Annotated in this window: 14 protein-coding genes, 1 tRNA gene and 2 pseudogenes; 7 read left to right on the forward strand and 10 right to left on the reverse strand. The window is 41.0% G+C overall.

What is annotated here, in order from left to right; genetic code table 11:
• Positions 1-218 precede the first annotated feature (218 nt).
• From NI468_RS04815 to NI468_RS04835, 5 genes and pseudogenes are all read left to right on the forward strand, one after another.
• Entirely contained in the window at positions 219-515 is a 297-nt protein-coding gene (locus NI468_RS04815; RefSeq protein WP_253100328.1) for a DUF4258 domain-containing protein, read from the forward strand.
• Positions 516-809: 294 nt separating this feature from the next.
• A pseudogene (locus NI468_RS04820) lies at positions 810-1,948 on the forward strand (IS3 family transposase).
• Between the two features lie 62 nt (positions 1,949-2,010).
• Positions 2,011-2,238, forward strand: a pseudogene (locus NI468_RS04825) (transposase); the annotation flags it as partial.
• A 222-nt stretch (positions 2,239-2,460) separates the two neighbouring features.
• Positions 2,461-3,015: a hypothetical protein gene (locus tag NI468_RS04830; RefSeq protein ID WP_253100331.1), complete on the forward strand. Its 555-nt coding sequence runs from the start codon at positions 2,461-2,463 to the stop codon at positions 3,013-3,015.
• The gene (locus tag NI468_RS04835; RefSeq protein ID WP_253100334.1) at positions 3,008-5,218 is read left to right on the forward strand and encodes a hypothetical protein; all 2,211 of its coding nucleotides are present in this window, start codon (positions 3,008-3,010) and stop codon (positions 5,216-5,218) included. Before NI468_RS04830 ends, NI468_RS04835 begins: the two co-directional genes overlap by 8 nt.
• 249 nt (positions 5,219-5,467) lie before the next feature.
• Here NI468_RS04835 and NI468_RS04840 read toward each other — a convergent pair whose 3' ends face one another.
• A complete protein-coding gene (locus NI468_RS04840; protein ID WP_180000524.1) occupies positions 5,468-5,977 on the reverse strand; it encodes a hypothetical protein in 510 nt (169 codons plus the stop codon).
• A gap of 83 nt (positions 5,978-6,060) precedes the next feature.
• Positions 6,061-7,044, reverse strand: a complete 984-nt coding sequence (locus NI468_RS04845; RefSeq protein ID WP_253100337.1) for a tetratricopeptide repeat protein — start codon at positions 7,042-7,044, stop codon at positions 6,061-6,063.
• 390 nt (positions 7,045-7,434) lie between these two features.
• On the opposite strand from NI468_RS04845, the gene NI468_RS04850 reads away from it, so the two are divergent.
• Together NI468_RS04850 and NI468_RS04855 are read left to right on the forward strand one after the other, a co-directional pair.
• On the forward strand, positions 7,435-10,539 hold the full coding sequence (locus tag NI468_RS04850) for a tyrosine-type recombinase/integrase (protein WP_253100340.1): 3,105 nt from the start codon (positions 7,435-7,437) through the stop codon (positions 10,537-10,539).
• A 91-nt stretch (positions 10,540-10,630) separates the two neighbouring features.
• Complete coding sequence (locus NI468_RS04855) at positions 10,631-10,855, forward strand: hypothetical protein (RefSeq protein WP_253100343.1); 225 nt, start codon at positions 10,631-10,633, stop codon at positions 10,853-10,855.
• Positions 10,856-10,887: 32 nt separating this feature from the next.
• Here the strand turns inward: NI468_RS04855 and NI468_RS04860 are convergent, their stop codons facing one another.
• The 8 genes from NI468_RS04860 to NI468_RS04895 all read right to left on the reverse strand — a co-directional run bounded on the left by NI468_RS04860 (position 10,888) and on the right by NI468_RS04895 (position 20,484).
• The gene (locus NI468_RS04860; protein ID WP_253100346.1) at positions 10,888-12,141 is read right to left on the reverse strand and encodes a tyrosine-type recombinase/integrase; all 1,254 of its coding nucleotides are present in this window, start codon (positions 12,139-12,141) and stop codon (positions 10,888-10,890) included.
• 102 nt (positions 12,142-12,243) lie between these two features.
• The gene (locus NI468_RS04865; protein WP_253100349.1) at positions 12,244-13,443 is read right to left on the reverse strand and encodes a tyrosine-type recombinase/integrase; all 1,200 of its coding nucleotides are present in this window, start codon (positions 13,441-13,443) and stop codon (positions 12,244-12,246) included.
• 181 nt (positions 13,444-13,624) lie between these two features.
• Positions 13,625-13,701, reverse strand: a tRNA-Val gene (locus NI468_RS04870).
• 47 nt (positions 13,702-13,748) lie between these two features.
• Positions 13,749-15,743, reverse strand: coding sequence for a transglutaminase TgpA family protein (locus tag NI468_RS04875; protein WP_253100352.1), 1,995 nt, complete (start codon positions 15,741-15,743; stop codon positions 13,749-13,751).
• Positions 15,744-15,756: 13 nt separating this feature from the next.
• On the reverse strand, positions 15,757-16,662 hold the full coding sequence (locus tag NI468_RS04880) for a DUF58 domain-containing protein (RefSeq protein ID WP_253100355.1): 906 nt from the start codon (positions 16,660-16,662) through the stop codon (positions 15,757-15,759).
• 12 nt (positions 16,663-16,674) lie between these two features.
• On the reverse strand, positions 16,675-17,637 hold the full coding sequence (locus NI468_RS04885; protein WP_418655171.1) for an AAA family ATPase: 963 nt from the start codon (positions 17,635-17,637) through the stop codon (positions 16,675-16,677).
• Between the two features lie 434 nt (positions 17,638-18,071).
• Positions 18,072-18,377 (reverse strand): YbdD/YjiX family protein, encoded by a 306-nt coding sequence (locus NI468_RS04890; RefSeq protein ID WP_253100381.1) that lies wholly within the window; start codon positions 18,375-18,377, stop codon positions 18,072-18,074.
• Between the two features lie 7 nt (positions 18,378-18,384).
• Positions 18,385-20,484, reverse strand: a complete 2,100-nt coding sequence (locus NI468_RS04895) for a carbon starvation CstA family protein (protein WP_004279748.1) — start codon at positions 20,482-20,484, stop codon at positions 18,385-18,387.
• Positions 20,485-20,515: the final 31 nt, after the last annotated feature.

Below are 20,515 nucleotides of genomic sequence, written 5' to 3' on the forward strand. Positions count from 1 at the left end.
ACAAAAAGTAATCTTCAAGGATTTTAGCGAAGATACCTACGAGGTATGTAAAAGTGTAAGCTTCCAAAGAATGATTTCTTTTCGATACAAATATTTTTTTGATTTTATTTTTATATAAGGAAAGATCACTTGCCTCTGTGTAAGCTTGCGAAATGAATTACCTTTCTTATGATTTTACTATATTTACTAGAACAAAATACAAACAAAGGATGAAAGTAATGACCATCTTCATGAACCCAGAGCAATTCTTTCTTGGTTTAACTAGCCATGCTGCTCAACGAGCATCCCAGCGTGGCATGAAGACTAAACATATTGCTAATCTATTAAAATTTGGTCGTAAGAACTATCAAAATGGGGCAATATATTACAGCATTGGCAAGAAAGAAATTTCTAAATACAAGAATGTTTGCCCAGGACTGAAAGAGATGAATGGAATGCATCTTGTCACAGCAGTAAATGGTTGTGTGATTACATTATTTCGGAATAAAGATTTTAGCTTGATTAAACACCGTTAATTTAAAAAAAAAGAAGCTCTTCCACAGAAGAGCTTCTTTTACTCATACCCATATTTCAAAAAAACTCTATTTATTTAACTTTAATATTGCCCATCAAGTATTTTCACATTTAAACCGCTTATTCAGTTTATATAGACAAGAAATACAACAAGACTAGAAACCATAGAGATTTCATAGATTGAAAAATAATATTTGAATAGCCACCGATTTTGTAGACACCTTTTAGTTAGATATGGACTGCCACCACTCTCCTAGACAAATTTCGTCTATTCTTTTTGCATAGGAGAGAACATTATGAGTGGACAACGATACACCTCAGAATTTAAAGAAGAAGCTGTTAAATTGATTACTGAACGTGGATATTCTGTCACTGATGTGGCAGAACGTTTAGGTGTATCACAGCACAGCATTTATAAATGGCTAAAGGCCGTACAGCCTTTACGCAACAACCCTGATGAACATGAACTACTCGAAGCAAAGAAAGAGATCCTTCGTCTTAAAAGTCAGCTTAAGCAAACTGAAGAAGAGCGGGATATCTTAAAAAAGGCCGCAAGGTACTTTGCAAGCCTGCCCGAGTAAAGTATCAGTTTATCCTTGAGTACAGCCATCAATTTAAGATTAAGACGATGTGTCGGGTTCTTAAGATTGCTCGTGCTGGCTATTATGCCTGGCTACATGAACCCGAATCAGGCAGAACAATTGAAGACAAACGGTTATTACAACTGATCCGTTCTTCTTATGATGCCAGTTATGGTATCTATGGTTATCGTCGCATCACGCTGGATCTTAAAGAGCTAGGTGAAAGCTGTGGACCGAATCGTGTGCTGTAGATCATGAAGAACAATGGCATTGCCGCTGTTCGAGGATATAAGAAGCATAAAAGCTATGGTCGTGGTCGTCCTCAGATTGTGCCACCTAACCATTTAAATCGAGAATTTGTTGTAAACACACCTGATACCTCGTGGGTGACTGATATTACCTACATCCGCACTTGGCAAGGCTGGTTATATCTGGCTGTGGTTCTCGATTTATATTCAAGGAAAGTCATCGGTTGGTCAATGAAACCTACGCTTGCCAAGGATATCGTTTTGGATGCCCTTTTAATGGCGGTATGGCGACGCAGACCCAATGAACCTGTGATCATACACTCAGACCAAGGCTCACAATACAGTAGCGGAGACTGGCAGAAATTCTGTCAGAAGCATAATTTAGTTCCGAGTATGAGTCGTCGTGGAAACTGTTGGGACAATGCTGTTGCTGAATCCTTTTTTAGCAGCTTAAAGAAGGAAAGAATTAAAAAGAGGATCTATAAAACACGAGAAATGGCGCGTGCAGATGTATTTGATTATATCGAGATGTTTTACAATCGAATCAGGCGTCATTCGCATCTCGATGGGATGAGTCCAGAAGCCTTTGAGGCAGCTTCAAAATGAGGCCGTCTCGTGTCTAGGATACTGGGAGCAGTCCAATAAAATGGCTAATTAACGAGGTGCTTATGAGCAGTAAACGATATCCTGAAGAATTCAAAATTGAAGCAGTAAAGCAAGTTACCGAGAAAGGTTATAGTGTGGCCGAGGTTGCTGCGCGTTTAGGTACAACTACACATAGTTTATATGCCTGGATTAAACGCTATGATCCTCGACAACCCAAAGTTACTCAATCAGCAGATCCAACTGCAGAGCTAGCAAAGCTCAGAAAAGAACTGCAAAGAGTAACTGAAGAAAATCCCAAACACTCCCAAACCTCAAAGATTCACTCCAAATTAACTTCTTATTTATCAAATTTTTATAGAAATTTATTCTTCTTTAACTGCTGTTACTACCGCTACCACTCGCCCATTTTTCAACAAAAACCCATCACTTTATTCCCAAGTTTTTGATCAAACAGTCAGAGCACTGCTTTTACTTTTATCATAGAGGGATAGTATATAAATCATAAAACAACGATGAAAACAAAAATCCCTCCTTTAAAGAAACGGGCACATTTAGCTCACAAAGATCCTGCTGATGTCGCCATATTGATCAAAGGAATCCAGCTTTGCCTACATGAAGTCCGCCCTGCCATGACTTCTCTCTTTCCCGAGCATCCAGTCATCCAATCTTTCGAAAATTTGGTGAAAAAAATTCTCAGCCAATCTCACAAACTTGCATCCGAAGAAATGCACCTAAAACTAACGCAAGCATTTGTGTCTTTATTACATCAATCCAAAATCAATATCGATCAGATCTATCCCAACCGGTTGCTGATGCTGTTTAACCGGCATCTGAGCAGAACCCATATTTATGATATGAACTGTCGTATATACGACAAGCCCCGTACCACCCTGTCCATGGAACTGTTGGCAAAGATCCTGGGCTGTTCACGCAATCAGCTCAACTATCGCCAGCAGCAAATCGATGATGCCTATCGGCTCAAACTTTCTGTACTGAAAGCTAAATGTGAAGCCTTAAATTATCCGTATATTAATCCTTCAATGTTCTGGAGGACAGAGCATGCATGATTATCCTTCATCCACTATGACTAAACTCTTAGCGCTTGAAGACACCTCCCCAGCTTTTCATGATTTTGGCTGTTATCTATTGGGCCAGACACCATCGCTTGAAGGACTTCAGTCACTCTTGCCGGGCCCAGATGCTGTTTCTGCCTTAGAACTAGCAGAGATTATTTTCCCGGATCAAAAGCCGCATGTAGTCAGACAGCCAATCAGTAGCTATCTGTATTACTTGAAACAGTTCAGTCCAGAAACTCAGGTCTATCAGTGGGGCGTAAATATACTCGCTGCATGCTGCATTTTAATCCGCATCAATCCTTCTGCGGCTGCTGAACATCAAGCCACCATCACCACATTAGTCAACCGCTTCCGTCTGGCCTCTCAGGCCCTACATAAGGCAGAGCAAAACGGGAAACTGTTTAAATATGACAAACTCTATTTATGGGTATGGGAGCAACTTCCGCAAACATCTACTTCACTTGAGGCTTTTTTCCAGCAGCTATGTGAACTGGAACAGTCTAGTACTCTGGATACATTCCAGTTTAATCTCATTCAGGATATCCGAAGGGCCTATAGCTATGTCCTCAATCTGGCCCCGAAAAAATCAGGACACCACAACTCAAGCCAGCGACGCCTTGAACAATATGCCCTGAATGAATCAGACGGGTTATTCGTCATTCAGGAATTGCCCACCTCGGAACAAATCCGCTCCTTGCAGTATGAACAGTTAACTGATCATCAGCAGGTACAAACCTTTCAGATAGATACTGCTGAGGTCTCACCACTGTGCAAAAGCTCCAGACCGGTCCAGCAGCAATCGGTCCGGTTGATGCAGCAGCATATTGTTCGGCTACAACACCGATTTAGCAGCAGTAATCATTATCCTGATCTTGACTCAATTCGTTTATTAATCACGCATTGCTGGCAGAAATACAGTACAGCGCAATCAAAAGACAAAGCCTATTTGATTATCTTGCTGAGTTTTTTAACGGGGAATGCCACAGAGGAATGGCTCAAGCTTCAGCACGGTAAAATCTCGCGGTTAAATCAACGCCAGCGTTTAATTCAGATCAATGGTCATTATGTGCTGCGCTCAAAATTCACTTTGTTTGATCCAGTGCATTTTGCGCATAAGCAGGCTTTGCAAAATCAAATCACCCATTTTGATTTACCCCTTGCCAATGTGCTGATTGATGGATTGAAAACCAAACCCATTCTTGAACAAGAACAGATCCGTCAGGCTCTACAACAGTGTCGTGAGGAACTGCATATTCCATCGCTGACCAGTAAGAAGCTCACGACTTTATTACACGCCACGATTTATCACATGACGGGCAATGCCCAACTTGCAGATATACTCACTGGTATCGATGCCAATCGCTCAAGTTCGATTTCATATTGTTCTTATCCAGTGTATCGCTTACAACGTGAGTATTTGAATACGGTACAGTGCTTATCTGCCGATCTTGCCAAGATGATGCACATCGAAGATCAAACACTCTATATGGGTAGCCTCAAAGCACCAGCACCGCCCACTGTACGTAGTATCTTTGCGTACTTGTATACGCAAGTTATTCAAGCCAATAAGCAATTTGATTTAGTTGCTTATTATAACCATTACAATATTTGGCTATGGCATATTCTATTACTGTTCACAGGAGCACGGCCTGTGAAAGAGTTTCCAGGCTTACTCAAGGATTTTGATTTAGATCAGGGTTGGCTGTGGGTATCTGATAAAGAAATTCATGGGCGGCATGAGGATGGACGCCTACTCCCCCTATGCAGTTTTCTACAACAGCAATTGAAGTATTATCTCAACGACTTAAACAATCATAGGGCGGGCTTAGCATTAGAAATCGACGATGCAGCACTGCATATTGGAGATATCTTAGAAAGTCGGAAACCGTTACTTGGGGTATTCATAGAACAGCAATGGCAAGCGCTTAGCCCAGCACTGGTTGCGCAGTTTACTGAAGGCATGCAGCTTGAACAGGCCAATTGGCTCAGGCATACCACGCGTGCTTTTCTCACCGATCGAGTCGATGAAACGTTGATTCTGGCGCTATTTGGTCATGAAAAGCATCAACAGGAAATAGGCAATGAGTATTCGAGTCTTGCACTGAATAGCTATAAAACACTGGAAAAAAGCTTAGATGAGATGCAGGCATTTTTTCAAATTGATGGGATGAATGAAAATTTGGAGCGAATTTGAATTAAATCAGAAGGTTTTCTTGTGTACAGTCTACTAAAAAATATCTATTCCATTCACACCATTTTGCGCTGTACTTACAAAGTTTAAGTTTCACGTGAAACGTATATTTTTTATACAACCATGTACTTAGGAAAACTTTGTGATGTAATCAAAAATGAATCATTTTTTTAAATATCCCTACTACATTTCAAAAATGACTGTAAAAAGATGAACCCCCTAATGATGTTCATCTTATTAGCAGTAATTGACTTATCCCTTTTGGCAAGTTGTTTTCGGTTTACCCACCAATGTCCCTGATCTGACTTCAGCATTCACAGAATCCCTAAATCTAACATCATCACGTCCATCATAATGCACTTCTAATTGCGCATTCATTTTTCCTGTAACCGTACACATATAGAATTGTTTTTTGGAAATAGCTTTAAATTTTTGCACAATGTCCTTTTCACTGATTTTTAGAATTCTGAACAAATCATCATGAACAACCAATGTGTTTTTAGGGAATGTTTTGGAGGGTAAAGTCTTTAGACGAATGATTGTATCAGCATACAAACCATTTTGATCTGGCTCAGGAAAAAATTCAGTGTTTTCATCAGGCTCGAAATCATTACTGTAGGTAACTTCAAAATCAACCAAAATAGGTTTAGTCGTTTTATATGACTCAGCAGGGAAATCTTTTTTTAGATCATTGGTTGCAACATATTGAGCATTTACAGCGGTAGAAACCAACGTCAGTGCCAAAATTAATATTGTTTTCATCATGGTATCCTTAAGAGTTAATATTTTTGTTATAAAAGAGCTGATCTCTAGCAATGTAACATCACAGCATAGAATCATATGTTTTATTGACCAACACCACATATCACTTTGATTTCGCCATTTTTTGATTTGGTCAAATAAATGTACTCTGCAAACCCACCGTAATCATCACTCCCTCGAGGCTTTGAAGCAAAGTAAAGTGATTGCAAGTTATCATCATGTACAAGATATGAGTTCTTAAATTGAGTAAATAATTTCTCTGTTATTTTCGAAGAAGCATCATAATTTTGACGTAATTGAAGAGAACTAATAGCTTTTAAATCACGATTAAACTGCTCTGCATCAAATTGACGTAATTGAATTTTGTCACGGTTCTCGATCAAATTTTTCAGTTGTGCAATATCCGCGTTGGATTGAATAACCCCTTCAAAATTGAAGCCATAGCCATAATGATTTGTGAATTCCAATTTTTTAAACAAAGCATTCTTTGCGTTGCGCGGTAAAAAGATCTGAACGTAAGGGGTATCAGCGTATGCATCTTTATATTCTGGATAATATCGATAAGTATCTTGTATCTGATAAGTTTGTTTCAGTCCTATTTCTATATTTTTATGGGCTTTCCCCTCTATTTCATCTCTAGCCATTTGCTCTAAAAATGAAGGTTGTGTCATATTTTTAGTATACCAACCCTGACATAATAGCGCTTGATCAATAGCTGAATACTGTTGTGCTATTTGTGAGGCAGATGGTGTATTTGATGTCTGCTCTAACATTTGTTTAGCTTGCTGATTGCCATTCGAAGCAGCCTGCTGAAGTAATCGGGTCGCTAATACTGGATTAGGGTTTACACCATCACCACTTAAGAGCATCTTCGCTAAAACCACTTTAGCAGGAGCATAATTTTTTTCACTAGCAAGGTTTAACCATTCGATGGCTTTAGATGTATTTCTTGGTATTTTTTGACCATCGTAATATGCCATTCCTAAATCATATTGATTTTTCGCAAAGCCTAATAACAACGCTTTACTTTGTACTCCCGCAATCGCAGGAATGATCTGCTCATTCATCGTTTTTGCTTGAATGTTCGATGTGCTAAATAAACTATTCCCTATCATCATAGCTAGTATTATTTTTCTCATTAGTACACCTTTTTTATTCTTATTTTTTTATCAACATATAGAGAATAACTATCTAACTAGCTTGATTACAACACTGCTCGTCGAGATACCTCAAAAAAATACAATCCAACTTGAAACCAAACAGATTCTTCGTAACACAACTTATTTTTTATCAAAAACTTAATTCAAAAATAGCTATTATTATCAGTATCATCTACCTATAAAACGATATATTTTCCAACAAAAACCCGCCACTTTATTCCCAAGTTTTTGATCAAACGGTCATAGCCACCTCATCAGATATATCATAAAGACTAGCCCTTATAATAATAAAACACCATGCCAAAAATCGCTCCTGTTGCCAGTGAACGTCGCAATGCTGAACGTAAAAAAGCACGTGAAAAAGAGATGCGTCAAGCGCAACATTTTATCCTACGACATCTGCCCTTAGATGCACTCTATGAAGCCTATCAATCTCAACAACAGCATACCATGTTGCAAAAACTTGAAGCATTGATCGAAGATGAAGCTAAATCTGTGCGTTATAAAAAAATGCTGTATCACTGCTATAGAAAGCAGATCACGTTGTTCAACCATAGCTATGCGCTCGAACTGGATCTCCCGTCTAAACAGTTGGTGACGATTGAGCGTGATCATCTGGAATATGATCGAGACTGGTTACAACGCAGTAAACATGCACATCTTGTGCAACACAAACTCTGGCGTTATTGGCATACAGCTCGCCAATTCTCAGAAGATGAAATTATTGGTAATGTCCTGATCTCAAGCATTCTCTTTGCGGGTGTGTCCGCACCAAATAGCTTAGATGACATATTGGCGCATTTGAGGCAAGGTCCCACGATTCACCACCTCCCTGCTCTAGATTTACAGGTGCTCTTTCTTGAGCCACTTTCCCCACACTATGGCGACATTTACCAGCCTGATACACCACTTCGCAAATCTCGCACCTTGGTCTTGGATCGCATCACGCAACTATGGCTTACACGGTTTTTACAACAAGCGCCACCTGTGACCATGAACGTCACAGCATATTTGAGTTTAATTTTGGTCAGGATGGGATTTACAGGGCGAGCTGCGGACATCGCCAAATTATTGGCCTGTGCCAGTTGCCATTGGATGCAGCTTGATTCAGTCGGATTAGATCCTGCTTTAAGTTGCTGTCTGGAAGAAAAGACAAACACCTGTGGCTTGAGTTTTGAATCTTTTCAACAATATCTGAATCCAGTACAGTCATCTCAACATGTAGCACTGGATAAACTGGCGCTTGCTCGATTCCCTGAAACGATCAGCACAAATGGTTCTGTGATATCTGCTTCAACACCGACTCCCCTCAATCAAGAGTCCATAGCAAGTCTCAAGCAACTGCATAAACATTTGCTGAAAACTCTACGTTTCAATAAAGATGCGCTGACCGCACTCATCGACGATATCCAACACCAGCACTTACAATTCCTTGAGCCTGCGAAACGCATTTGCTTATGGCTGATCAGTCTGTTGCAACCGAATACCGCGCAAGTTCAACAGTTGAGTGGATTGTTCGGTCTAGACACTGCAGCCTGGCTGAAATATCTCAGCTATCAACAGCACTTAAAGAAAAGCTCGGTCTATAGTTACTATGCCAAATTTGCAGAAGCGTGGTTATTTCACAGTTATCCTTATACTGAAGACCCTGATTTCAACATTCATCTGGAGGATGTATACAGCAAAATCTTGGCAGAGGAACAAAAGTCTTCAGATCAAAAACTCGCAATTTTAAAAAGATTTCATTATTTTCAAAAAATGTTATTTCAAGCAGATGATTTTCCTGTGTACATGGATCTACAGGCAGCCGCTCATCCACGTACTAGAATTCTCTCTTCTCACAGCCTTTACGCTGTACTTGATCTGCTGCCTCGCTATGCCATGAGTAGTCAACTCAATCCGCATGATGCCGAGATGCTCAAGCTCATTTTTATCTTGGCCTTTCGTACCGGCATGCGCATCAATGAGATTTTAGGACTTCGGGTCAAAGATATTGAAGGACCTGCCTGTACCTCAATTTGGATCAGGCCTTACCGTAGCAAGCAACATGAGCACACTCTAAAAACAGAGAGTGCTGAACGTAATCTTCCACTCCACATCCTACTCATGCCCAATGAACATGCTGCATTTAGCAGCTATTGCTCATCCAAACGCATCAGTGCAGCTAAAGATGACTTTCTCTTTAGCTTATGGAATCGCTCCGAACGTATCCCTGCCCATGTCGTCAGTCAGGTCTTCTCCCATCTGATCAAGACCGTCTTGCCACATGGGGACTATTCTTTTCACACGCTGCGCCATACTGCAGCCAATCATCTCGCCTTGGTCTTAACCATGCCCTATAACATGGTCAAGGTGTTTACTGATTACACCGAAGCAGATTGCTTGCGTATTTGTGGTCATCTCTTACGTTCCAGTACAGCGCAAGATATTTGGTACGTCCTCGCGCATGTGCTGGGGCATATCACCCCGAAAGAGACCTTTAAAAGTTATCTGCATTTAACTTTTATGATGGCGGGTTATCGTCTCGCTCAATATGATCCACCCATCCCATATAGCACCATCAAAACCATCTGCCCTGATCTCGTGCTGCAAGCCACATCCAAAGACATCCATTTAAGTCAGCTCAGCGCACAACTTAGGCTAAAATTAACCACGCAAGCTTTGAGAAAAAATAACACGGTACGACATCGCCAAAAAGCAGCCACGATGGCAAATCAGCAAACAAATGATCTGTGTCACGAGCACTATTACCCGGGGACTGCACAATCGAGTATCTCAATCCAAATGGCTGTGCAAGTTATTCGTCATTGTGAACGTTTTCATGATCTTGACTACATTGCCAAGAAGCTCAACCTGCCTGTCCCGTTCATACAACAATGCAAAGCCAATCTCTGTAAATTACAGACAATTCAGAATCAAAAAGGGAAACCACGCTTCATACGTGATCCTCACAAAGGCCTGCGTGTTTTACCTTGCTTAGAAACAGCTGAAGAAAAGTCGCTTATATATGATTTTTGTAAACGACTTTCAGATTATTCCAAAGATGATCCGAGGCTCCTCTATGCGTTAAAAATATTTATTCAGAAAAATAATAGGACTGAATCAGGATTAATATTTTTTCTTAAGGACATTGATAAACTCGAAGCCTTTTTAGAGGTATTTTACCCACTCTTTCCGGCTCAATATTGGGCATGTGATCTACCAAATACAGTCAGCGTACAGTATTTAGAAAACTTTCAGTGGTTAAATAAAATAAATCCATGCAATAAAACACCCGGAAAATTTAAAAAATCTTTCCGTATATATTTAAAATCTCAAAAAACCAATAAATCACTCAGTTTTCTTAAGTACATCATTATTATATTAATCATATTTAATCCCAAAGTGCTTAATGTACTATAATCTCTTTAAACTTCAGTTACATATATAGCTTGAAACAGCATTTTCTATAGACTACAAACATAGTTACCCAATAACAAAAAAGGTGCCCAATATGTACCATATGTTAATTCTGAAGTTTTTAAGCATGCTTCTTCATATACATCAAATCCCTAATGATTATAATATTGGGATTCACCTTGGTGATGATGGTACGCATAGTAATCATAGAGCGATCTATTTATGGTTAGAAAAATTATTAGAGAAAGACCCGAATATTGATTTTGAAGAGGTAAACCGTACGTTTAGAGCGTGTTTACCTGAATACTTATTTAATTAATGAAAAGCCTCTGTAAACAGAGGCTTTTTTATTTATATATGAGATACGAAAGAAATTTGTTTTCTATACTTTTTCAATTTCTTAGGTTTTTTAGTTCTTTGGTATTTATTAGGATTATTGACATAATCAGCCCACCACTGAATAAGCTCAGCCGATTCTTCAAAGTGTATCGCTTTATCATACCTTCCCTTCACTCCTAGTTTACGATGGGATAAAGCTGCTTCGATGACCTGTGATTTTCCACTAAATGCTTCATTGAGTGCTGTACTCGCAAGATATCTCACACCATGCACAGTCATTCGACCTTTATACCCCATTTTTTTTAATGCTTCAGTGAAAGGGCCATCACTCATATAACGATCGATTCCATCACGTGATGGGAATAAATATGGTGACGGCTTTTGAACTTCTTTTAACTTTTGTAATAACTCTATTGCTTGTTTTGATAAATATACTCGATGCTCTTTACGATTTTTCATCTTTGAAGCTGGCTTAATCCAAATCCTTTTTTCTAAATCAAACTCCTCCCATTTTGCTTGTCTAAGTTCTCCATGACGTGGAAACTGTAGCAACATCAATTCCAAGCCAATACTAATATTTTTAATTGGATAAGCACGTATATCATCTAAAAAGACCTTAACTTCGCTCAATTTGATGTGCTTGTAACTTTCATTTTTATGCTTACCTAAAAAGCGTTTAATATTTTTAACAGGATTTTCATTGTAATCACAATATATTGAAGCCCAATCATAAGCTTCAGAAACATAAGAAAAAAGTTTACGCATTTGTGTCGGAATTTTTAATTCATTTACCAAGGATTGGAAATATTCACACCATTCTTTACTCGTAATATCTCTAAAATCACGTTGACCAAATGTTGAATAAATATGCTTCTGAATCGATTTGGTCGCTTTATCATACGTCTTTTCAGTCCATAGCCTTTTCTTGTTTGGAAGCCAATTTTCCATCAGCGAAATAAGCATATATTTTTTGTCTTTAACATCTTTCTTATTGGAAGCATCGGATTTTTTAAGATTTGATAGAAAATTTTCTAGTTTTTCAATCGCTTGGCTAAGATTAACCATGGGAAATGTTCCAATACTTTTTAAACTCCATTTTCCTTTTATGTTCTTATATCTGACTTGCCAATATTTGTTTCCGTTGCTTTTAACTAAAAAGTAAAGTCGCTCCTCAACAGTCACCCGATAATCTTTAGCCTCAGATTCAAGAGACATTAGTACTTTGTCATTTATATTTCTTATTTTGTTAAAGTTTTGCCTTTTCATGTGATTACTCACGTGCTTTAAATTACCCCGAGAAATATCACAAGAAAAAAAATGTCATCTCCAAACATATAAAACGAAGAAAAAAATGCTAAATTTTTTTCATTAGGCCCTTAACTGGTTCAAATAGTCTGCCCACCACTGCATTAGCACACGGCGCTCATCTAAATGCTGTGATTTATCATAGACACCCTTCACGCCCTTTTTCTTATGAGCCAGACAAACTTCAATGACCTGTTCCTTATCACTGAATCGATCATTCATCGTGGTACTTGCCAAATGTCGGAACCCATGGGGATTCTGCTTTCCTTCATAACCTAGACGGTTTAAAGCTAAGTTAAAGGTCATATCACTAATAGTTTTGTGTACTGATAGGCGGCTTGGAAACAAAAACTCAGATTCGGGCTGAATCTCCTTGAGTTCTTTTAGAAGTGTGATCGCTTGAGCAGGCAAAGGTACTTGATGCTCCAGACGAGTTTTAGTCGTTGCAGCGGGTTTGCTCCACAATGCGTTCTTAAGATCGAACTGTTCCCACTTAGCACACCTTAATTCACCAGGGCGTGGAAAAAGCAGAATCATTAACTCTAAACCAATTCCAATAGCACGTTTTTTATTGTCGCGGATTCTTTGCAATAAAACTGGAAGATCTTCAATACTAATAAAATTCATATTTCCTGATTGATATGTATCTAAATGCTTAGTGATACCTTCCAGCGGGTTAGAACTAATTTTTCCTTGAAATTTTGCCCAGTCATAACAGCCTCGAACATAGGACACCAGTTTCTCAATTTGTGTATGAATGCCTAAATTACGCTGTAAGCCCTGAAAGAAATCAAACCACTCTTTCGCACTAATATCGGTATAACTACGCTTTCCAAAGCTTGGGATGATATGTTTATAGATCGATTTCTCTGCTTTCGTATATGTTGCTTCTCCCCATTTCGTTGACTTTGTATCTAGCCAATCCCGCATGAGATTCTGAAAATACAAACTCTCTAGTTCTCTTTTCTCATTCAGCAATATTTTCTTTGGTTTTAATTCTTCGCCTTTTGACAAAGCTACATTATATTCCTGTGCTTTTTGACGAGCGAGTTTTGCACTGACTTTAGGGTATGCGCCAACGCCGATCCATGCCCATTTCCCTTCAGCATTTTTATAGCGAAATTGCCAGTTTTTTACACCAGACCTCTTCACTAGAAAATATAAACCCGCGCCGTCGAGTTCACGGTAGTCTCTGTCCTCAGGTATTAAAGTAGCGAGAACTTTCTCGCTGAGTGGTCGTTTCTTTATATCTTTGCGGAACATATCTATTACCGTGTATCACCGAGTTAGATTATTAGACAGTGATACACGTAGTGATACAAGCTAGCGTCAGTTTTGGAGAAACATACCAAACTACCAAAAACAAAAAAACCTCCTAAATCGTTGAATTTAGAAGGTTTTCTGCTCTATACAACCCTATAGAAAGCTGTATAAAAAATAATCTTGGTAGGTATAAGCAGACTCGAACTGCTGACCTCTACGATGTCAACGTAGCGCTCTAACCAACTGAGCTATACACCTAGAATGCTTGGCATATTATAAATTTTTCCGACCGAAAACAAGCCTTTTCATTTAGTTTTTAAAACGTCCGCGCAAGTTTTAAGCAAATCCTTGAATTTTTTCACTTCTTGCTCAGTTGTTGAGATTCCCGAGTACAGATTTTTTTCAAAGATTTGGATAGCTTGAATAAATGCTGTCTGGTTTTCAACCTGAGTCTGTTGGGATAAACGCTGCATCCAGTGATGAAAAGTTTCAGCGGGCTGTTTTTTGAGATCGTCAGCTAAAGATTGATTCAGTTGTTGAATCGCACGATCAAATGGAGATTGAGCCTGTCGGGCTTTCAGATAAATTCTGAACACATAGGCCAAAATCAATAGTGCAATACTGCCCAGTAAAATTATGACACTCGAATAAACTGAACCGAGTCCTAATTTTGATAACCAGCTCTGTTGTGATTCTGCATTATAACCCACCACCTTACTTTGCCATTGGTAGCTGGCATAATCGCTCCAAACACGTAGTTTGGTGATCCATAGATTATGTTGCGAGTTCCAGGTCGACTGATTTGCCGATCCCCATGCATCCTGCGAAAGCAGATTTTGCATGCCATCATCTATGCGCTGTGGAGCAATCATAGCGGTTGGATCAAAGCGCTGCCATTTCTGATCAATCCAGACCTCTGTCCAGGCATGCGCATCGAGCTGCCGGACTTCCCAGCTCATGCGATCTGGTGCCAACTCCCCCCCCTGATAGCCGGTGACCACCCGTGCAGGAATCCCGACATAACGCATCAACATCACGAAACTCGAGGCATAGTGTTCACAAAAGCCTTGCCGGGAATTAAACAGGAACTCATCAATCCGGTTTTGTCCTAATTGGCCCGGCTTTAAGGTATAAACAAAATTATTCTGCTGATACCAGTTCAAGACTTTCTGTACATAACGCCGAGGATCTTCCGCACTTTGCGTATAGAGACGTTGTGCTAATTGTTGCGCTCGCGGGTCAAGTCGGCGCTGCACCTGAGTATTCGTTCGCTCGATATATTGCGTTGGCAAAGCCTGAGGGTCATATCCCGTTCCGATCCATTGTAACGAAATCGGTTCAACACGTTGCGTGAGCCGTCTCGGCACAATGCTCCAATCCTGACGGTTATAATAACGGCGTTCCACAGGTATCGATTTTTCCAACCCCATGATCCAGAACACCGAAGGATCCGCAGCCAGATATTGGTAGTTCCAGCCTGTAGGTACGGGTGAAGTATCCATCGGTTGTCGCATTAAAGGCTGCTGATTGACGAAACTGCTGGTCCAGCGTTGCCCATCATATTCATCTAGCACCAAGGCTCGCCAATAGAGTTCTGAGCGTGGCGGAAGCTTGCTGATATCACCAATAATCCGGAAAGCAAGGGCACTGGATTGGGATAATTCAGCAATATCCCCAGGTGACATACTATCGCCAATGCCGGTCACACCCTTATTTTCAGGAATGGGAATATGCCAAAGTGGTGGCAAGCGCGGAAAGAAAATAAACAGCAAGATAAAAAATGGAACAGCGTACAAGATAAACTTGCCCACATGTTTGGCATCCTGTTGCAATGCTGCGCGCTGAGTGATCTGCTCCTGCTCAAAATCGCTAGTCTGAATCCGGTACAAACCAATCAGACAGCTGATTAAACACAGCACGATCACAATCGCCATCCCAAAAGATTGGCTATATAGGAATGAGCTGGCAGCAACAAACAGGGCAAAATTAAACAGAATAATCAGGTCACGTTTATTTTTACTTTCCAGTGATTTAGCAAATAAAAAAGTAGATAAAACTGCTACCCCAGCCTCAACACCAATAAAACTATGATGGCTCAAATAAATACTGCCGAGTGCCAACGCCGTCAGTAGAAAAGTGCCCGTTTTGGGAAATGGCTGCTGACGTTTCAGGAAAATCCAGATACATACAATACTAATCGCAAAAATAATACTGAGTAGAACCGGAATAAATGCCATCTGGGCGATGAGAATCAGGCCCAAAGTCAGCACAATCGAGGTACGGATTTTTGCATTGATCATGAATTTACCCGCCTTAGGCCTGCGCCAACAATTGTTTGGCTTTCCGCAGTTGTTCTTCACCTGCGCCCTGAGGCAATTCGGCCTGTGGCAAATGCAGACTATACGCACATTGCTGCTGCTCGCATTGCTCGACCAGACCCATCACAAATTCAAGTTTTTCTTCATGTGACTGACTCGGCATATGTGCATAATGAATCTCGATACTGTGTTCGTCCTGATATTGCTCAAAGACTTTGACATACAAGCCTTGTCCACGCGCAAACTGCTTCCAGGACACCGCCTGCAAGGAATCGCCTGACTGGTAATTGCGCAATTCACGAAACTCATCCATATCCGGTTCAAAACGGTTAAAGTGATATTTATTTTCTGTGCTAAAAACTTCAGCTTTAGGCGCGACCCAGGCCGAATGCTGATGATAAAGATAGCTCCAGGCTCGAACTAACCCAAAGGGATAAACCGAATAAATCTGAATCACCGGATAATCAAACTTGCCACGTTGCTCTGCATAAAATGGCAGAATAAATTGCTGCTTTGCTGCATTCAGATAAACTTTCGCTAGCTGATTTCCTGCTTTGATATACAAATAACGGGGGCGAAGCTGCTGCTGTTGAAAATAAAGATGCAGATTCACGCTATGACCGACCTGCCCCACATCATCTGCGATCAATTCAATTTTCAGGTCATGCAATTGCTTAAAAGTCAGATAAAAACTGATACACAGCACCGCACTGATTAAAAAGCAGAAACCTAAAATCAGGTTATTGGCATAGTTCACCCCGGCCACAAAGGTGATGAAGATCAACACCAGATACAGATAGCCCTGCTGATAAATAAATACCAAGACATCTTTCTGCGAGAGCTGTTTCTGCTGTGAGAATTGAAAGCGCTTGGCCAGCCATTTTTGCCAGGTTTTATCCAAGAGAGGACTCCTTTAGCTGACCGCAACCTGTTGCATCACATTAAACGTTTCAGCTTCACTTAACCCCAGACGATGCGAAGTCACCGCGACAAATACAGCCTGCACATCATCTGGTGTGACAAAAGCACGTTGCTGAATCAAAGCATACGCTTGTGCTGCGCGCTTCAAGGCCAGAAGGCCACGCGTAGAAAGTCCATGACGGCTTTTACGGGTTTCTTCTGCCAGATCAAGCAAATATTCCTGAATCGCTTCACTGATAAATATCTGATGAGTCAGATTTTGCAGATCCAGAATTTCATCTTCAGTAAAAATATGTGCCAGACTGGCAATCAGGGCAAAACGAGATTCCTGCTGTAATAACAGTTTTTCTGCATGGCGCGATGGATAACCTAAAGACAAACGCATCAGGAAACGGTCCAGTTGGGATTCCGGCAAAGCATAGGTTCCACTTTGAAACAGTGGGTTTTGTGTGGCAATCACCCAGAAAGGTTTCGGTAAGGCATAACGCACCCCATCAATGGTGGCATAGCCCTCTTCCATGGCCTCGAGTAAGGCGCTCTGGGTTTTGGGACTACAACGGTTGATTTCATCTGCCAGTAAAATCTGGGTAAAAATTGGGCCTTGTTTAAACTCGAACTGATGTTCTTTCTGGTTAAACATATTAATGCCGATGACATCACTGGCCAGCATGTCATTGGTAAATTGGATGCGCTGGAACTTCAATCCTGCTAGATGTGCCAGACTGCTGGCTAATGTGGTTTTACCCAACCCGGGTAAATCCTCAAATAAGACATGTCCGCCTGCAATCAGACAACAAAGTGCCAGTTTGGTCTGGGCCTGTTTGTCCAACACAATGGCATTAACTTCTTCAAAAAAACGCTGGATCTTGGGTGCATAACTTGCAATCTTTTGTTCAAGCACTGTATCGATGTGTGCAATGTCGTTATTTTCCTTTTGTTTCATGCCCCAGATCACAATAAATTCCTTAATAAAACATGGCCTAAGATTAACATACACTGAAATTTAAATTTTCCCAAAAGATCAATTATCTGTCTGTGTAACTAAGTGAAAAATAGTTATTAGAAAATGACGAGGATTCAAATAATAGAAGAGTCAAAATGATCAGGTTGAAAAGAAGTAAGAAGCGCAGACAACAAATAAAATGATCAGCACAAATAGCGATCATTTTTCTTTTCGCTCCAATTTCAAAATATCGACATATGCTCATTCCTCTATTTGAAAAGAATCATACTTAAAAGGTATAGAGACTTAAGTGATTTACTGGGTTTTTATAAAAATTTTCTCGGTTAGCTCAATCAATGACATCAGATTTAACCGAATCGTCTATTTCCCTAGCAGTTTTAAACAATAAAAAAGCGCCCCGAAAGGCGCTTATTATGACTTAACAATTAACACGGACACTTCTTCATATCACCGCCCGTAGATGGATACCGGGAATCCACACAGTGACGATAAAATGTTTTCGGGTCCATGGCTTCCAGATCGGGATGATGCTTGCGCATATGCTCCACATAGGTCTGGTAATCAGGTACACCGACCATTAGACGGAAACTTTGCTGCAAACGTTGCCACAAGGTCGCAATCCGCGACCAGTTTTTCGGATTCAGTATTAAATCCTTTTGTGACATTACGGTCATCTTGATGATCTTATAAATCATCGTTTTCCCGCTTTTGGCAAACTTCAGATTCATAATATTCCCCTTAATGACCTTTCGCTGGCTGAATCTCTTCAGGATCGCGATAAATCGCTTCTGCTTCATGTACAGATGGCTCAGGATTTGCCAATGCACGACGAATCACGCGAATTGCAGCAAACAACATGACAAAGGCTACAATCATAAAGAAAGCACAGAGCGCAGCATTAATCTGGTTCGACATCGCTACCGTCTGCATTTCTGCCACAGTTTTCGCTGGTGCCAGGATTTCATTATTGGCAATCGCCGTGTTGAAACGATCAGCCTGCGCAAGGAAACCAATCTTTGGATTTTCGTGGAAAATCTTCTGCCAGCCTGCTGTCATGGAAGTAATGAACAGGAACACTGTCGGGATAATTGTCACCCAGACATATTTCTGTTTTTTCATCTTGAACAGAATGACAGTACCAAGAATGAGCGCCATCGCAGCCAAAATCTGGTTACCAATACCAAACAGCGGCCATAAACTGTTAATCCCGCCGAGTGGATCGACTACGCCCTGATAGACGAAGAAGCCCCAGCCTGCCACTGCAACCGCAGTACCCAACAGGTTTCCGAAGAAATTATGTGATTGTTTTACTGCTGGAATCACAATACCGACAGTATCCTGCACCATGAAACGACAGGCACGCGTACCAGCATCAACAGCAGTCAGGATGAATAGTGCTTCAAACAAAATCGCAAAGTGATACCAGAACGCCATCATTTCACGACTGTTGAAAATTTCGGTGATGATATGCGCCATACCAATTGCAAAAGTTGGCGCACCACCAGTACGCGACAGAATCGAGTTCTCACCCACTTCCTGTGCCAGTAAATTCAAGGCTTCAGGGGTTACCACAAAACCAAGGGTTCGCACTGCTTCTGCTGCGCTTTCTGCGGTAGTACCGAGCAAGGCTGCTGGTGAGTTAATCGCAAAATAAATTCCTGGATCCAGAATTGCAGCACAGATCAAAGCCATGATCGCTACAAAAGATTCCATCAACATACCGCCATAACCGATCATACGGATATCGCGTTCGTTGTTGACCAGTTTCGGTGTCGTCCCTGAAGAAACCAAGGCATGGAAACCGGAAATCGCACCACACGCAATAGTAATGAACAGGAATGGGAACATAGAACCTGCGAATACAGGACCAGTCCCATCAATGAATTTGGTAATCGCTGGCAGTTTCATTTCAGGCATGGCAAACAGGATACCCACGGCCAAACCTGCAATCACGCCAATTTTCAGGAAGGTCGACAGATAATCACGTGGAGCAAGCAATAGCCAGACTGGCAGTACCGATGCAATGAAACCATAAATGATCAGTGCCCAAGTCAGCTCAGTGCCAGAAAGCGTAAAGAACGGACCCCAATATGGATGTTGTGCGATGTTTTCACCGTAGATAATGCCCAGCATCATCAACACAAAACCGATAATCGAGACCTCAGCAATTTTACCCGGACGGATAAAACGCATATAGATGCCCATAAAGATCGCAATCGGAATGGTGGCTGCAATACTGAATACACCCCATGGACTGTTGGTCAGGGCCTTCACCACCACCAGTGCCAATACCGCCAGAATGATGATCATCACGCCCAAGGCACCGAGCATCACGATAATACCGGCAAAAGTACCCAGTTCCTGTTTTGCCATTTCCCCCAGTGAACGACCGTCACGACGGGTGGAAATAAACAGCACCAGGAAGTCTTGTACCGCACCGGCAAGCACCACACCGACTAACAGCCAGATCGTACCGGGTAAATAGCCCATTTGTGCTGCCAAGATCGGACCGACTAAAGGACCTGCACCGGCAATCGCTGCAAAGTGATGGCCAAACAGAACGCTTTTGTTGGTCGGCACATAGTCCAGACCATCGGCCAGACGATGCGCAGGCGTTAAACGGCGTTCATTCAGCTCAAATACTTTGGTGGCGATAAACAAACTGTAGAAACGGTAAGCAATGCTATAGACACAGGCGGCGGCAAGTACCAGCCAGACTGCATTGACATGCTCACCCCGACTCAGTGCTAGAACTCCAAAAGAGACTGCACCCACAATGGCTACCAAAAGCCAAATCATTTTCGAAGTCAGCGTCGACTTCTTTTGTAAAGTTTCCATTCAATCCCTCATATTGTGATGCATACAAATC

Source organism: Acinetobacter lwoffii (assembly GCF_024129355.1).
In the GTDB taxonomy this organism is placed as follows: Bacteria; Pseudomonadota; Gammaproteobacteria; order Pseudomonadales; family Moraxellaceae; genus Acinetobacter; species Acinetobacter lwoffii_I.

Bases quoted from the DNA above. Each gene is read 5' to 3' on its own strand.
- NI468_RS04865 (WP_253100349.1), bottom strand. From the start codon at position 13,443: ATGTTCCGCAAAGATATAAAGAAACGACCACTCAGCGAGAAAGTTCTC.
- NI468_RS04815 (WP_253100328.1), top strand. From the start codon at position 219: ATGACCATCTTCATGAACCCAGAGCAATTCTTTCTTGGTTTAACTAGC.
- NI468_RS04895 (WP_004279748.1), bottom strand. From the start codon at position 20,484: ATGGAAACTTTACAAAAGAAGTCGACGCTGACTTCGAAAATGATTTGG.
- NI468_RS04830 (WP_253100331.1), top strand. From the start codon at position 2,461: ATGAAAACAAAAATCCCTCCTTTAAAGAAACGGGCACATTTAGCTCAC.
- NI468_RS04875 (WP_253100352.1), bottom strand. From the start codon at position 15,743: ATGATCAATGCAAAAATCCGTACCTCGATTGTGCTGACTTTGGGCCTG.
- NI468_RS04860 (WP_253100346.1), bottom strand. From the start codon at position 12,141: ATGAAAAGGCAAAACTTTAACAAAATAAGAAATATAAATGACAAAGTA.
- NI468_RS04840 (WP_180000524.1), bottom strand. From the start codon at position 5,977: ATGAAAACAATATTAATTTTGGCACTGACGTTGGTTTCTACCGCTGTA.
- NI468_RS04850 (WP_253100340.1), top strand. From the start codon at position 7,435: ATGCCAAAAATCGCTCCTGTTGCCAGTGAACGTCGCAATGCTGAACGT.
- NI468_RS04845 (WP_253100337.1), bottom strand. From the start codon at position 7,044: ATGAATGAGCAGATCATTCCTGCGATTGCGGGAGTACAAAGTAAAGCG.
- NI468_RS04855 (WP_253100343.1), top strand. From the start codon at position 10,631: ATGTACCATATGTTAATTCTGAAGTTTTTAAGCATGCTTCTTCATATA.
- NI468_RS04835 (WP_253100334.1), top strand. From the start codon at position 3,008: ATGCATGATTATCCTTCATCCACTATGACTAAACTCTTAGCGCTTGAA.